Origin of the sequence: Hyphomicrobium sp. B1, from assembly GCF_049532635.1 — a bacterium.
Taxonomy (GTDB): Bacteria; Pseudomonadota; Alphaproteobacteria; order Rhizobiales; family Hyphomicrobiaceae; genus Hyphomicrobium_B.
Genome location: NZ_CP134871.1, coordinates 373,110 through 388,667, shown reverse-complemented (window position 1 = coordinate 388,667; position 15,558 = coordinate 373,110). Strand labels below are relative to the sequence as shown.

Genomic DNA, 15,558 nt, shown 5'->3' with positions numbered 1-15,558 from the left:
CGACGTCCGGCTTTTTTCGGTTCAGCGGTCCGCGAAATGCGCTAGGTTAGAGCGACTATATCGGTCTGCAGCTCCTACTGCAGTCCTGTTGCGGCACCCCAAGAACGGAGCCATAGAAACCAAGCTTCCAGTACGACCAAACACCAAAGCAAATAAGACCGCCGAACAGGCGTCATTCCGGAGGAGATGAAGCATGCAGCACGTAGCTATGGATAAGCTCAAAGGCCGGCAAATCATCAAGCCGCGCTATGACAATTTCATTGGTGGAAAGTGGGTTGCGCCGGTGCGCGGCCAATACTTTTCCAACGTGACGCCGATTACCGGCCAGCAGGTTTGCGAAATCGCGCGTTCAACGGCGGAAGATATTGAACTGGCGCTCGACGCTGCGCACAAGGCGCGCGAATCCTGGGGCAATGCCTCGCCTGCTGAGCGCGCCCGTGTACTGGCGAAAATCGCCAATCGGATGGAAGAAAATCTCGACGTCCTGGCGCTTGTCGAGACCATCGACAACGGCAAGCCGATCCGCGAGACGACGCACGCCGATCTGCCGCTCGCAATCGATCACTTCCGCTATTTCGCGGGCTGTATCCGCGCGCAGGAAGGTTCGATTGCCGAGATCGACCACGATACCGTCGCCTATCATTTCCATGAGCCGCTCGGCGTCGTCGGGCAGATCATTCCATGGAACTTCCCGCTTCTGATGGCAGTCTGGAAACTGGCGCCGGCTCTCGCCGCAGGCAATTGCGTCGTGCTGAAGCCTGCCGAGCAGACGCCGATGTCGATCATGGTTCTGATGGACATCATCGGCGATATCCTGCCCGAAGGTGTCGTCAACGTCGTCAACGGTTTCGGTGTCGAAGCGGGCAAGCCGCTGGCGCAGAACAAGCGCATCGCCAAGATTGCCTTCACGGGCGAGACGACGACGGGTCGCCTCATCATGCAGTACGCGTCGGAAAACATCATTCCCTGCACGCTGGAGCTTGGTGGCAAGTCGCCGAACATCTTCTTCGCCGACGTGATGGATGCGGACGATGAGTACTTCGATAAGTGCCTCGAAGGCTTCACGATGTTCGCGCTGAATCAGGGCGAAGTCTGCACCTGTCCGAGCCGTGCGCTCATCCAACGTTCGATCTATGAGAAGTTCATGGAGCGGGCTCTTGAGCGTGTCGTGAAGGTGAAGCAGGGCCATCCGATGGACGCTTCGACGATGATCGGTGCGCAGGCATCCAACGATCAGCTCGAAAAGATCCTGAGCTACATCGAGATCGGCAAGGGCGAAGGCGCTCGCGTGCTGACGGGCGGCCGTCGTGCCAACCTCGGCGGTGAACTCGCGGGCGGCTACTATGTCGAGCCGACCGTGCTCGAAGGCCACAACAAGATGCGCGTCTTCCAGGAGGAAATCTTCGGACCGGTCGTTTCCGTTACGACCTTCGAAGACGATGCGGAAGCGCTGGCGATCGCCAACGACACGCTCTACGGCCTCGGCTCGGGCGTGTGGACCCGTAACGGCACGCGCGCGTATCGCATGGGCCGCGGCATCCAGGCTGGCCGCGTCTGGACGAACTGCTATCACGCCTATCCGGCGCACGCTGCGTTCGGTGGCTACAAGCAGTCGGGCATCGGCCGCGAGACGCACAAGATGATGCTCGATCATTATCAGCAGACGAAGAACATGCTCGTCAGCTATAGCCCAAAGGCGCTCGGCTTCTTCTGAGCCTTCGCGCTTTAAGAGTTCCGCGGGGCGCGTTCCGGCAACGGATGCGCCCCGTTTGCGTTTGCCTCTTATCGATATGTTTCTCCCCGACCAAAGAGACGGGATGCTCGGATGACGTCGGTCAAGATTTCAGCAACGCCAGAAGCTCGGGCTGCGCTTGCGCAGGCCCGTGACGATCACGGGCCGCTCATGCTTCATACAAGCGGCGGCCGCGTCGGAGGGCGGCAGTATCCGATTTGTCTACCGGCTCAGGCGTTGCGGATCGGGGCGCGCGATCATCTTCTTGGCGAAGTCGACGGTGTGCCGGTCTACGAAATGGAGGATCGCGACGGAGGTGTCGCCTGTCGTGCGCGTGCCTATGTTCTGGATATCGCGCCTGGACCAGCTATCGGCTTTTCGCTGCCTGCGGGGGCTGGGCAGCGCTTTACATTGATGCCCGTTGCGGGAGAGACTTGCTCTCAGGAGAGCGTTGATAAGAAGAATTAGAATTGCGAGCCTTCGCGGAGGAAGAAATGACAACCGAAACGGCGGAAAAACTTGAATCTCAAGTGTCGCGGGTTTCCTGTACGCAGGCGGCGCTCGATCTCATCAACAAACTCGTCGGCATTCACGGCCCCCTGTTGTTTCATCAGTCCGGCGGATGTTGCGATGGCAGTGCGCCGATGTGCTATCCGCGCGGCGAATTCAAAGTCGGCGCACAAGACGTCTACATGGGCGAGATCGGCGGCCAGCCGTTTTATATGGGCCGCTCTCAATTCGAATATTGGCAGCACACGCATCTGATCATCGACGTGGTGCCGGGACGCGGGTCAGGCTTTTCCGTCGAGAGTCCGGAAGGCGTTCGCTTCCTGACGCGGTCACGCATTTATACCGATGCCGAGAACGACGAGCTGGACGCGCTCGGTCCTCCGCCGAGCGGAGCAGAGCACCCGCCGTCAATGTGAGACGTTGCTCTCTGTTCGACGCGACAAACGACGACTTAAAGCAGGATTGTTGAAGATGGCTGTTTCACGCACGCTGCGCGATATCACGGGTATGGGCTACACGCCCACGAGCATCGGTCATTCGGCACTCATTTTGATCGACTGCCAGAACACGTATCGGGAAGGCGTGATGCAGCTCGAAGGTGTCGAGCCGGCGCTTGTCGAATGCCAATCTCTTTTGAGCCGCTATCGTGAAGCAGGGCGGCCCGTCATCCATATCCAGCACGATGCAGGTCGTGGTACGCCCTACGATGTGCACGACCGCATCGGAGCGATCGCCGATATCGTTACCCCACGTGACGGCGAGCCGGTCGTTGTGAAGAATTATCCGAGCTCGTTCGAGAAGACCAATCTCGATCAGTTGCTGAAAGGCTACGGCGTTGAGGAGGTCGCGCTCGTCGGCTTCATGACGCATGTCTGCGTGAATTCAACGGCGCGCGCCGCTTTCAATCACGGCTATCGCGCAACGGTCGTCGGAAACGCAACGGCAACGCGTTCGCTTCCCAATCCGTCCGGCGGTGCTGTGTCGGCCAAGGATCTGCACGAGGCGAGCCTGGCGGCTCTCAACGATATTTTCGCTGTTGTCGTGCCGACGATAGATAAAATTGCCGACTGAAGCGCCCGTTTCGCGCAAACAAAAAGCCCCGCGCGAAGCGGGGCTTTCGTTATCCGAATGCGGCAGAGCTTAGACCGAAGCTGCGACGCTGGAGTTGATCCAGTCTTCGAGCTTCTTCTTCTGCACGATGGCGCCGGTGTGCTGAGCCGCAACCTTGCCGCCCTTGAAGATCAGCAGAGTCGGCATAGCACGAATGCCGTAATGGCCGGTCACCTGCGGGTTCTCATCGACGTCGACTTTGACGACCTTGACCTTGCCAGCCATTTCCTTGGCGACCTGGTCGAGGGCGGGTGCCATAGCCTTACAGGGGCCGCACCACTGGGCATGGAAGTCAACAACGACAGGTTCGCTGGACTTCAGGACTTCAGCTTCGAAGCTTGCATCGGTCACTGCGTTAGACATTGATTCTTCTCCATTTCCGGGCCGGTTTCTATCGTCCGGGCCCGTTTGCCGCGGTCGCGGGCAATGCAAAAAACCGACACCACAAGTAGGGATTAGGTCAAACAGCGTCAAGGCTGCCCAGGTCCAGGTCCCAAAGGCGGCCCGTATAGGCATCGAGGACGTCTGCCGGAATTTCCATGAGTCGTGGGCCGTCCGTCCAGAGGAGTGCCGCCCGGACGGTCTTGCCGGGATAGATTTCATGGAGGGCGAGGCGGTAGGCCGCGAGCTGGTAAAGATAAGCGTCTGCAACCAGATGGACCTCGGCGGGCGGCGGCCGGTTGGTCTTGTAATCGACAATCAAGACTTCCTGCTCGGTGATTGCGATGCGGTCAATCTGGCCGGACAAATCGAGTGCCGGGCCTGTGCCCGCCGGACGTGGGATGACGGCCGCGAGGGGCGCCTCGGCGACGCTTTGCGGCCCGAAGATCGCGGAGAAGGCAGCATCGTGCAGAACGGCAAGCGTTTCGCTGACGACGCTCGCGCGCACCTTGGCTGGAAGAGCCGCGCCGCGCCGTTCGACAAAGGCCTCTGCGATTTCTGCGCGACGATCTTCATTAACGGATGGCAGATGCTGCAAAAGCGCATGCGTGATCGTGCCTCGCAGGAAGCGATTGGGACCACCGACAGAGAGTGGCGACGGGCTGTCGTACGTCGCGGCAGCGTCGCGCTTTGCCGGCGCGGCGGGTTCGCCTTCCGCGTCGGGTGCGTAAGGCTCCAGGCGCGAAGGCGCGAGAGGCACGGAGAGTTTGGGCTCGGCCGCTGCGCGCTGGGTGGCGAAATCGGGGCGAGCAAGAATTTCACTCTCAACGCCTTTTTCGTGTTTTGGTTTTTCCGGCGCTGCGATCTGTGGTGTTTCCTTGCGCCAGATCTTCTGGCCGTCGTCACGCACGATTTCGGTCATGTCCGGCGTGAGCGCTTCGGAGACGACGTCATACCAGCATCCAGGCGCCTTGCCTCGCTTGCCTTCAAAGCCCGCGATGTAAAGTCGGTCGCGCGCTCTCGTCATTGCAACGTAGAGCAGGCGATTTCGCTCTTGTGCATCGAGGCCCTCTTTTGCCGCGCGAGCATTGCTGACGGCAGGCACTTTCGACGTGCCTTTGACGGCCCAGACGATGGGTTCGGCAACGTTATCCGGTCTGGCTATGTCGCCGAGTTTCACGAGCCGCGATGTTGCGTCTTCGCCGGACGCCGTCGTGCAGGTATCCGGCAAGAATACGATCGGAGCTTCAAGGCCTTTGGCGCCATGCACCGTCATGACGCGAACCTCGTCTCGGCCGTGGTCCATGTCGCGCTTCACTTCGGGATTGGCGCCGCGAAGCTTCGACAGAAACTGGGTCAAGGATGGCGGATTGCTTTCATCGTATGAAAGCGCCAGATCGAGAAATTCGTCGATGATGTCGGCCGCTTCCGGACCGAGGCGATTCAGCATGCGGGCGCGCATGCCGTCACGCTCGAGAATAGCCGAGTAGAATTCGAACGGCGGCGTGAAGTCGGCTTTGGCGCGCCAGCGTTTCAGCGTTTCGGCCGCGAAGGCGTATTCGGTTTTGAGGACCGCCTTGTCGATAAGGGCTTTCCAGAGCGTCTTCTGCTTGCGGTCGTACGCGACGTCGAGAAGATCGTGATCGTCGAAATCGAAAAGCGGACTTTTGAGAACGGTCGCCAGCGCCAGATCGTCTTCGGGCAGCGTTAGGAAATCGCCGAGCACCATGAGATCCTGCACGGCGATCTGTTCGATCAGCTTAATCCGGTCGGAACCGGCGACCGCAATGCCACGGCGCTTCAAAGCAGCGACCATCGGCACGGCGAAGGGGTGGCGTTTGCGCACGAGGATAAGAATGTCGCCGGGCGTGATGGGCCGGTTCTCAGACAGCAGCCGTTCGCCGCTTTTGAGCCAAGCTTGGATCGTGTCAGCAATGCGATCGGCAAGGCGGTTGGCGGGCGATTGCTCCTTGCCGTCGGCAAGCGGCTGCCACGGGTCGGCGCCGGCGGTGTCGTCCGATTTTTCCGTGTCCCAGATTTCGACAACGCCCGCGTGCCCGACGCGGTTTGCGACGTGGGTGATGACGCCCTCATTCGCCATCAAGCCTGGCGTTCGTTTGGCATCGCTGAAAACCTTGTCGACGGCATCGAGCACGGGTTTGACAGTGCGGAACGAAAGCGTGAGCGGCACGCGTTTCCACGTGCGTTGGGCCTGCATCGCGAGATCGGCGAAACGTTGTCCCATGTCGGCAAACTTTTCAGGCGCCGCGCCTTGGAACGAATAGATGGATTGTTTCTCGTCACCGACGGCAAACAGGGTGCGCGTCGTGCTGCCGGCGCCTGCATCGGAGAAGAACTCGCGCGCCAGTCCGGACACGATTTCCCATTGCTCGGGGCTTGTGTCTTGAGCTTCATCGACGAGGATATGATCAAGACCGCCGTCGAGCTTGAAGAGCACCCACTGCGCTTGGCCGTTGTCGCCGGTCAGTAGGTCGCGCGTTTTCAGTATGAGGTCGTCGAAATCGAGCGCACCGGCTGCGCTTCGGGCGGCGGCATAGCGACGGAGCACGTCCCCCGCGATGCGATAGAGCGCGAGGGATGCTTCGACGAGCGTCAGCGCACGCAGTTCTTGCGTGAGGCCGAAAAAGTTCCGCTGAGCTTGTTGGCAGCGATCGTGCAGCCCCGGCTTTTCATCGCTCAATGCCTTGGTCATGAGGCTTTTGCGAAGAGCTTCACCTTTTTCGATCAGGAAGTAATCGGAGAGAATATCGGCGCGGCGGCGATGGTTGTTTTCACAAAGCGCGGCTGTAAGCTTCTCGCCGTTGCCCGTGTCCGTCTTTTTTCCCTTCAGCAGATGGTCTGTGAGTTCGCGAAGGTCGCTTGGTGAAAGCACGTCTGCGCATTCGCGATGGAGATCGGCGACAGCAACGGCCGCGCGAACGCCGAGGTGCTGGCGAAGCAGCGTGTCCATCAAGGACAGTTCTTCGACGACGTCGAGCGGGCTGATATGTGCGGTCGCTTCGAGCCACTTGCGCTCTTCGACCGCTTTCGAGATGAGCTGGTCGAATTGCGAATCTGCGGCGTAGCGAATGATAACGTCGAGCGCTTTGCCAAGCGGGGAGTTCGGATTGCTGGTCGCGAGCGTCAGCGTCGCTTCGATGGCGTCGGCCTTGAGATCTCCTGCGGCGACGTCGTCGAGGATTTTGAAATCCGGCGGAACGCCCGCTTCGAGGGGAAAGCGCTGTAGCAGCCGTTCGGCGAAGGCGTGGATGGTCTGGACCTTCAGGCCGCCGGGCGTTTCGATGGCGTGGGCGAAGAGTGTGCGGGCGTGCGCCATCAGACTGTCAGGAACCGGCTCGCCCGTCACGTCAGTCAGGTCTTTGCGCAGCACGTTGTCTTCGGCCGTCACCCATCCCGCGAGGCGGTCGAAGACGCGCTTCGACATTTCGGCCGCGGCAGCCTTCGTGAAGGTGAGACAAAGAATACGTTCAGGACGCGTTCCGGCGAGCAGCAGGCGCAGCACGCGCAATGTCAAAACGTGGGTCTTGCCGGTCCCTGCGTTGGCGTTCACCCAGGCGGAATTCAGCGGATGCGATGCCGCGCTCTGGTTGGCGTTGGTATCGCGCTGAATGTCTTCGACGGAGATTTTTTTGACTTCGAAGTTCATGACGAGGCCTCGTCTTCGACATGGGCAGACCATTCCGCCACGCGGGCGAGATGGGCGTAGGCGTCGTAATCGTAGCGATAGCCGGGACGGCGGATGGCGCGATATGGCGTTTGCGGATTGTCGAAGGTCGCTATCAGTTGCTCGAGGCCCGTGCGTGCTTCGGCGGCAAGGGCAGCGACGTCGTCGGTTTTGACGATGCGTTCCTCTCCTGGCGGCTCGCTGCCGGAAGCGCGAATATAGCGCAAAGCCTGGACCGAACGCCGTGACAGGTTAGGAAAGCCCGTTTCGCTCGATGCAATGGCGGCTTCGAGCGGAAGCTGCGGCGAGCGTCCGGATTTGACTGCGGTATCGCTTGGCGCTGCCCCCGTCTTGTAGTCCGTTATGACGATAGCTGTTCCCAGATCGTCGACACGGTCGGCGCGGGCTGAGAGCGTGAAGGGCTCAGTCAATCCCGTAAGCACGAGGCGGCCGGAGGTCTCCGCGATGACGGTATCGATTCCGGTACGGCGCGCCGCTTCGGTCATCGCAAACCAGTCAAGGAAGCGTTCGAGACGCGGCAGCCAGAACGCTGCGATCCGCGGATGGCCCGTAAAACTTTCGAGCACGCTGGTCGCGATGCGCTTGAGTTCGCTCTGCGGATCGGCGGGGAGGGCAGCAGGGAATGTCCTGGTGAAATCCGCAACGACCTTATGAATGATGCCGCCGCGAAGACTTGCGTCCGGCTCGGCGCCAAGCTCTGGTAGTGGCTCAACCGCGAGGATGCGACGGGCAAAGATCGCATAAGGGTTGCTCGTCCAGCGTTCCACTTCCGTCACGCTCATCCGACGTGGACGCATTTCGAATGGAGGCCTGGGTTCCGGAGCCTGAATGGTGCGGCGGTTTTGCGGATCAATGTGATCGCGCGCGCGCGCCCATCCGAGCCAGGGCTTTTCGGCTTCGAGCACGGGAAGCAGGTTCATGCCCTTCAGCAGCGCCGTCAAGCGCATCAGCCAGCGCGATGGGACAGTCGGCACGCCATCGACTTTTTCGGCGCGCGTGAGATAGACGGTTTCGGCGCCGAGCAGCGAGACGAAATCGTGCGCGGCACGTCCGATTTCTTCTTCCGGTGACGGCAGACCGAGTTCGGTGCGCATCGGCCGGTTGAGCCACGCGCCGGATTCGGCTGCTTCGGGCCACGTGCCTTCATTGAGCGAACCGACGATCAGGACGTCGGGTTGCTGCAAGCGGGCTTCGAACGGTCCCCAGATCGAGATGCGCGGATGCACGGCTGTTCGTTCGCGGACGTTCGCACGCGATAGAAGCGTCGCGTAGAGATCGGCGTAATCGGCGGCGCGGATTTCGACCTTGGGTGTGTCGGGATTGAGCAGATCGGCGAAGAAACGCGAAGCCATCTCGCCGGCCTCGCCTTGCCAGAGCTGGTTTTGCTCGGATGACACGCCGCGCTCGTCCTCTGGCCATGCTGCAAGTGCTTCTGCTGCCGCTGCGTGCGCGCGTGCGAGGTCTGCAAGCGTGTGTTGATCGTCGGAGGCATAGAGTTCGCGGAGGGGGCCGAATGCCTCGGCCATTTTGAGGACAAGTGCTCGCGCGCCTTCGGTGTCTTCCGGCCAAAGCCGTTCGGCGGCGCGGTGCTTGCGCTGGTCTTCGTCAAGATCGGCGTGGTCGAGCGCGGCGAGGATGCCTTCAATACCTCGGCCGAGATAGGGCCTGCGAAAAGCACTGATTTCGAGCGCGCGTGCAAAGCGGCGGATGTCGAACGCCTTGAAGCCGATGCGGCAGAGCGGGTGGCGGAGAAGTGCCATCGTTTCGGGCGGCGCAAACCTGCTGACGACGGTATTGATGACGAGTGCGAGGAAGGCGCCCGGAACTGTCTTGGCGAAGGGACGTCCTGCGCTGTCGTCGACGCGAATGCCCCAAGCTTCGAGACGGATCGCTACGCGACGCGCCAACAAGCGATCAGGGGAGACGAGGGCGGCCTTGCGGCCGGGCGTTTCGATCGCTTCGCGCAGGATCAGCGCGATTGTTTCGGCTTCATCTTGCGCTGACGGCGCTTCGATCAGTGAGACGCCAGCGAGGCCCTCGGTGAGGTCATCGCGATTTGCGTGAGTGGCAAAGTCATGCCAGAGGTTGGTCGTCGCCGAGGGGCGCATCGCCTCGCTGAAGAACGCGGAGCGTGTGCGGCGGGCGGCGTCGATTTCCAGTCCGGGCAATTCGCGCACGTCGGTGCGTGAGACGCCCAGATCGTCGAGAAGTTTCTTCAAGCCGAACTGCGGATGTTCGGGATGCTCTGGCCTGATCCTGTTCCAGCTGCTCTCGTCCAGCGAGGTGTCGAGAGCGGGCAGCACGACAGCGCCGGAGGCGTGCGTTGCGACGGCGCGCATGAGAGAGACGGTCGCGGGAATGGAGCCTGTAACGCCCGCAACAATCACGACCTCGTCTGGCTGCAGGCGAGCAATGCGTTCCGTTTCGGCGAGGATCAACGCGTTGCGGCGCGCTTCTGGCGACGCAAGGCCGTTGGCCGCGAGATAGGCCGGCCAGAATTCGGTGACGATCTTGAGAAATTCGACCGTTTTCTTCCAGTGCTCGGCATAGTTTTCCGGCACGAGATTTTGGATGCCATCCAGCGAGACGTTCTCGCGCTCGATGTCGTCCATCAGCTTGGCGAGTTCGGTAGCGAGCTGGGCGGCTTGTGCGGGCGTCGAGCCAAGGCCTGTCTTGTCTGTCGATGCTTCCGCCATCGTCCGCCGCCAATGACCGACGAGCTGCATCAAGACTAGCATCCGATTGAGTGGATTGATCGCTGGTGTCTGCTCCAGTGCGTCGATGCCGGAGGGGCCGAGTTCAAGCAGATTGGAGATCAGCGAGACATCGTCATCACCCTCGGAAATGGGCTGGATGCGCGGCATGATCAGCGCGCGTGTGTCGGCGACGGACAGAAAGGCTTCGCGCGCGGCGCGTGCGGCGCGTCGCGTCGGCAGCAGCAGCGTGATTTTTGGAAGCGAGAGAATGTCGGGAGCGTTGCCGCCCGGCCGCGGCAGGTCTCCCTTCAAAATCGCGCGCGCGAGCGCTTCCAGAAACGGGACGCCGAGCGGCAGAGTGAAGACGTTCGGCACCATCAGTCGGAACTCGTCGTCAGCGGTTCCATCAGGGCGGCTTCGGCTTCGGCCAACGCTTCGGGCGTACCAACGTGCATCCAGATTCCTTCGAGGCGCAGGCCAAAGAGGCGCTCTCTTTCGATGGCTTGGTTCCAGAGCTTGTTGAGCGAGAACGGGCCTGCTGGAGCACCCTCGAACAAGCGCGGGTGCGCGATCGAGACGCCTGCAAAAACAAACGGCGCCATCTTGGGGCCGGACTGGCGCGTAAGCCGGCCCATCGGGTCCATTTGAAAGTCACCGCGGCCGTCATAGCCGATGCTTGCTGCGAGCGGCGCAACGAGCATCAGACTATCCATAGTCGTCTCATCCCAGGCGTCCAGCAGCCGATTGAGGTTCGAGCCTAATCCCTCGATCCAGACGGAATCCGAATTATGGATGACGAAGGGATCTTTTCCGAACTTCGGCAGCGCGTGAAGCACGCCGCCGCCGGTATCGAGCAAATGCTTGCGCTCGTCGGAGATCACGATCTGCGGCTTGGCGCGGTGGGCGAGGTGCTGTTCGATCTTGTCGGCAAGGTAATGGACGTTGACGACGGCTTTTTTGATCCCTGCGGTGGCGAGGCGGTCAAGCACGTGGTCGATCAAGGGTTTGCCGCCGAGCGGTACGAGCGGTTTTGGGATCGTGGCGGTCAGGGGGCGCATGCGCTCGCCTTTGCCGGCAGCCAGGACGAATGCGCTTGTTGGGCGCTTGGCGGACGTCATATCGAATGCGTCTCCGGAATTCGGGTTAAATATTCAAGACTTCTGCGCGCAGGCTGCGAGGCAGGTTGTCGTCATACCACGCCCTGAGCGGTGCGAGAGCCTCATGCTGCAGATCCCGTTCGAGATACCCCCAGATGCGTGGCACATGGGCCAAATACTGCCGTTTTCCGTCTCGCGCCGCGAGACGGGCAAAGATGCCGAGGATTTTGGTGTTTCGTTGGGCGCCGAGAGCAGCATAGCTGAATGCAAATTCGGCGGGGTCGAACGCGGGATCGCGGGCGCCGACGGCGGCGACGTAACGCGCGAACAACCGCTTTTCCAAGTCTTCCGGAATGTCGAGTCGCGCGTCCTGGAGTAGCGAGACGAGGTCGTAGGCCGCCGGTCCGATCATGGCGTCCTGGAAATCGATGATGCCGACGTCGCGGGGCGGTGTGCGATTGTCGAGTGCGATCAGGTTTGGAGAATGAAAATCGCGCAACAGCCACGTTTTAGGTTGCTTGAGAACGCGGTCGAAAACGGTTTGCCAGAGTTCTCTGAAGGTATCGCGCGCGGCCTGGGGCGCGGGACCTCCACGAAGCGCGGGCCAATACCAATCGAGAAGCAGCTCGGTTTCGATCTCAAGAACACCGCGGTCGGCAACAGGCAGTTCGAAAACGGTCCCGTCGGAGAGCGAGATCCTTTCAGGCGGTGCGGTTGCTTGAACGGCGATGAGCGCATCGACACCGCGTTTCCAGAGGGAAGCCTGATCCCGACCTTTTTTGACTTCGGCGCCGAATACGGCGTCGCCGAAGTCTTCAATCAGCAGCAGTCCGCCGGATAACTCTTCCGCGAATATACGCGGCACGGAAAGACCAGCGGCCTCAAGCGTTCGATCGATGGCGACGAAGGCTCTGACATTTTCCGCAAGGTGCGCGATGGCGCTGTAGGATTTGCCATCGCGGATCGGCGGACCGTCAGGCTTTTGCGGGGCGTCCATCAGGATGGCGCGCGAGCCGTTAGCCTTCACGAGGCGAGCGTAGCGGCGCGGCGAGGCGTCACCCTGGAGATAGCTGAATGCCGTTGCTGCATCGCCCCAGCCGCTGCGATCGAGGAATTTTCGGATTGCAGCAAAGCGTTCGAGCCGGGCGGCGAGATCGACGGTGGCTTCGAGGCGAACGTCTCGGCGGTCGAAAGCCGTCGTCTCATCGAAGCGAAGCGTTAGCCGGTCGGTCGGGATACGGCCGTCACCGCGCGAGGGCCATTCGACGATGGCAATCCCGCGAGAGAGTGCAGCGTCGAGCCCAAGCTCGTCGATTTCGCTCGGATCGGACAGGCGATAGAGGTCGAAATGCGCGATCTCGAAGCGCGGCGTCTCGTAGGACTGCACGAGCGTAAATGTCGGGCTCGGGATTTCGAGTTCGGCGTCACTTGCTACAGCGCGGATGAAGGCGCGCGCGAATGTCGATTTTCCGGCCCCCAAATCGCCTTCAAGGGCCAGCGTGTCGCCGGGCTGGACGAGAAATGCGATTTCCTGCGCTAAGCGCGAAACGTCGCCCTCGGTGAGATCGGGAAATGAAAAGACCGTATGTGTCATGGCGCCCGCTTTTTACGCTGCGCGCGAGCCGCCCGCCAGTCTCTCAGTGCTGCCGCCGGAGCCGCCCGCGGCGCCGTCCGTCGTCTGAGCGATCGGTTCTTCCGGGATGCGAACCATGACGCGCGTACCACGGCCCTCTTCCGATGTGATTTCGATGGTGCCGCCGTGAAGTTCTACGAGGCTTTTGGCGATTGAAAGGCCGAGACCGGCGCCCCGGTGCTCGGACCCGCGGCTGCGGCTTTCGAAGCGCTGGAAGACCCGGCCGATCTGGTCCTTCGGGATGCCGATGCCGTCATCCTCGACGCGGAAATTGATCATGCCGTTTTCACGCCAGCAGGCGAGGCGAACCGTGCCGTTGACTTTTGAGAAGCCGACGGCGTTTGACAGAAGATTGTAGAGGACCTGACGCATGCGCGCTTCGTCCACCATAATTTCGGTGACGTCGTCGGCGACCGCAATGTCAATGGTTAGGCGAGAGCGGACGGCGCGTTCGCGAATGCCGAGGATCGCCGCGTCGATGATGGCGCGGACGCCGGCAGGCGCGAGCTTCAGTTCCAAGCCGCCCGCTTCGATCGTGGTCAGGTCGAGAATGTCGTCGATGATCGCGAGCAACGTTTTCGACGATGACATGATGTCGGCGAGGTATTCGCGCTGCTTGGCGTTGAGGGCGCCGAAGATCGGGCTCGCAAGCATATCTGAGAAGCCGATGATCGTGTTGAGCGGAGTTCTTAGCTCATACGAGATGTGGCCGATGAAATTCGTCTTGAGGCGGTCGGCTGCAATGAGCGCTTCGTTGCGTTCGACGAGAGCCCGTTCGGCGCGCTTGGCATCGGTGACATCGGCGAATGTCAGAAGCGTGGCGCCATCCGGCAGAGGCATGAGCGCGTAGTCAATAACGAAGTTATCGGTGCGATCCATCTGGCCTGAGAACGTCTCGCGCTCGTCCTGGAAGGCGGTGACGGCACGCCCGATACGCAGCCACGTGCCGGCATCGGGGAACAGCGATTGGACGGCGGCGATGATCTCGCCGATGTGCGGCAATTCATTCAGTTTGCGCGGCGGGATCTGCCAGATGTCGCAGAACGCGCGATTGAAGAGCTTCAGGCGTCCGTCGGTGCCGAACACAGCGACGCCTTCTTTTAACGCATCAAGCGTTTCGCGCTGGACGTCGATGAAGGCGTTATATCGGCTTTCGAGTGCGATGCGGTCGGTTTCGTCGGAGAACAGGTAGGTCACGCCGCCGTCTGCGCGCTGTTCGGCGATGACCTTCACGATTCGGCTGTCGGTCAGGTGCCAGACATCTTCGAGCGGCGTGCCGGTGCGCGAGGTAGCAAGCACCTGCACTTTCCAATCGCGGTGGCTGACGACGGGCGGCAGAGCGCCGATTTCGCGCAGGCGATCGAGAATGTCGCTATCGGTCGGGCGGGTGGCCAGCCAGTCCGGGTCGAGCGACCAAAGATTTGCGAAAGCCGTATTGTGGAAGACGAGCTTCTGATCGCGGTCGAAGATTGCGACCGCCGTTTCGACGCGGTCGAGGGTGCGATCGTAGGCGGCAACTTGGCGGTCGAGTTCACCTTGCGCGGTTTCGATGTCGGTTACGTCGACGGCGGCGCCAGCGGTCATGCCATCGACCGGCAGGATGACGATGTCGTGCGGCTTGCGCTGTCCGCCCGCGATCAAGTGCACGCGGGACTTATAGCTGTCACCGGATGCAACAGTCTTTGCGATCTGGCGGCGTTGGCGCGTTTCGAGCAACTCGATCTGACGTTCGAGAACTTCAAGCTCGCTATCGGCTTCGACGGCCTTGACGTAGGCAGAGTTGACCCACACCAGACGGCCTGCCGTATCGCGAAGCCAAACCGGCATCGGCAGCGTTTCGAGCAGAGCGCGGCTTGAGCGGATGTCGCGCGCCAGCGCATCGTGCTGTTCGTCGATGCGAGCGATCTGGGCTTTGTAGGTCGATACGTCTTTGAAGCGGAGCACTGCGCGGCCGCCGGCGGCGCGGCCTTCGGCTTCGAGCGTGCCGCCCGCGATCGTCTTTAAGATGATGTTGAACGACCGGCCGTGGGTGAACAGCTTGTCGAGCGCGGCCTTGAGCGTGTCGGCGGATGGTGCTTCCAGCCATTGGCCAAAACGGAGGATCTCGGCGTGCTGATCGGGAAGGCCGGGGATGCCGGTGAGCGTGTGCGAGACGATGCGGACTGCCTGACCCTGCTCCCAGAAGATCAAGACCTGGGGCTCGGCGCGGATGATGGCGTCGGCGGCAGCAAGGTTGCGGCGGAGGTGCTGGCTTTCGGTTTTGGCCTTTCGTGCCTCTTTCCGCGCGACGCTCGCCATGTGCCAGACGATGAGGGCGGCGATAAACACCGCGCCAGCGACAAGGCCGCCAACAGCGAGCTGGCGAAAATCAAACGACGCTACAGCGGCGCTGCGAGTGCCCACGAGCACGGTCAACAGGGTCGCAACCAAACCCATCGCCGCCGCCAGCAGCAGCGCGAGCTGGAGCTTGGTTCTCAATCGTCGGCCGGATGGCGGAGTCGTCGGCATCATATTCCATTGCGCATAAAAGCTGGCGATCCGTCAGGTGCAGACGCGCCTATGCAATCCGAGTCTCGCGACGCGAATCACTTTCAGTATGGGGCTCTAGGGGAACGGCCGCCACCGCGGGAGCGTGCTCAAATTGAAACGGCGCCAGAGTGTTTCCCTGGCGCCGCGTTTCTCGTCTTTTTGTC

General features: G+C 61.3%; 10 protein-coding genes. 4 read left to right on the top strand and 6 right to left on the bottom strand.

Going from position 1 to position 15,558, the window contains the following annotated elements; translation table 11 throughout:
* Positions 1–193 precede the first annotated feature (193 nt).
* From adh to RLW55_RS01905, 4 genes are all read left to right on the top strand, one after another.
* A complete protein-coding gene (adh, locus tag RLW55_RS01920) occupies positions 194–1,714 on the top strand; it encodes an aldehyde dehydrogenase (protein WP_013946193.1) in 1,521 nt (506 codons plus the stop codon).
* Positions 1,715–1,825: 111 nt separating this feature from the next.
* On the top strand, positions 1,826–2,200 hold the full coding sequence (locus tag RLW55_RS01915; protein WP_013946194.1) for a DUF779 domain-containing protein: 375 nt from the start codon (positions 1,826–1,828) through the stop codon (positions 2,198–2,200).
* A gap of 26 nt (positions 2,201–2,226) precedes the next feature.
* Positions 2,227–2,658 (top strand): DUF779 domain-containing protein, encoded by a 432-nt coding sequence (locus RLW55_RS01910; RefSeq protein ID WP_423415399.1) that lies wholly within the window; start codon positions 2,227–2,229, stop codon positions 2,656–2,658.
* A gap of 55 nt (positions 2,659–2,713) precedes the next feature.
* A complete protein-coding gene (locus RLW55_RS01905; protein WP_423415398.1) occupies positions 2,714–3,313 on the top strand; it encodes a cysteine hydrolase family protein in 600 nt (199 codons plus the stop codon).
* A gap of 69 nt (positions 3,314–3,382) precedes the next feature.
* On the opposite strand, the gene trxA is transcribed toward RLW55_RS01905, so the two are convergent.
* The 6 genes from trxA to RLW55_RS01875 form a co-directional block, all read right to left on the bottom strand.
* Complete coding sequence (gene trxA / locus RLW55_RS01900) at positions 3,383–3,715, bottom strand: thioredoxin (RefSeq protein ID WP_013946197.1); 333 nt, start codon at positions 3,713–3,715, stop codon at positions 3,383–3,385.
* A gap of 97 nt (positions 3,716–3,812) precedes the next feature.
* A complete protein-coding gene (gene addA / locus RLW55_RS01895; RefSeq protein ID WP_423415397.1) occupies positions 3,813–7,400 on the bottom strand; it encodes a double-strand break repair helicase AddA in 3,588 nt (1,195 codons plus the stop codon).
* A complete protein-coding gene (addB, locus tag RLW55_RS01890) occupies positions 7,397–10,513 on the bottom strand; it encodes a double-strand break repair protein AddB (protein WP_423415396.1) in 3,117 nt (1,038 codons plus the stop codon). The genes addA and addB overlap by 4 nt, the downstream gene beginning before the upstream one ends.
* Complete coding sequence (locus RLW55_RS01885) at positions 10,513–11,253, bottom strand: nucleotidyltransferase family protein (protein WP_414461680.1); 741 nt, start codon at positions 11,251–11,253, stop codon at positions 10,513–10,515. The genes addB and RLW55_RS01885 overlap by 1 nt, the downstream gene beginning before the upstream one ends.
* A gap of 25 nt (positions 11,254–11,278) precedes the next feature.
* Complete coding sequence (gene tsaE, locus RLW55_RS01880) at positions 11,279–12,826, bottom strand: tRNA (adenosine(37)-N6)-threonylcarbamoyltransferase complex ATPase subunit type 1 TsaE (RefSeq protein ID WP_423415395.1); 1,548 nt, start codon at positions 12,824–12,826, stop codon at positions 11,279–11,281.
* 12 nt (positions 12,827–12,838) lie between these two features.
* Positions 12,839–15,376, bottom strand: coding sequence for an ATP-binding protein (locus RLW55_RS01875; RefSeq protein ID WP_423415394.1), 2,538 nt, complete (start codon positions 15,374–15,376; stop codon positions 12,839–12,841).
* Positions 15,377–15,558: the final 182 nt, after the last annotated feature.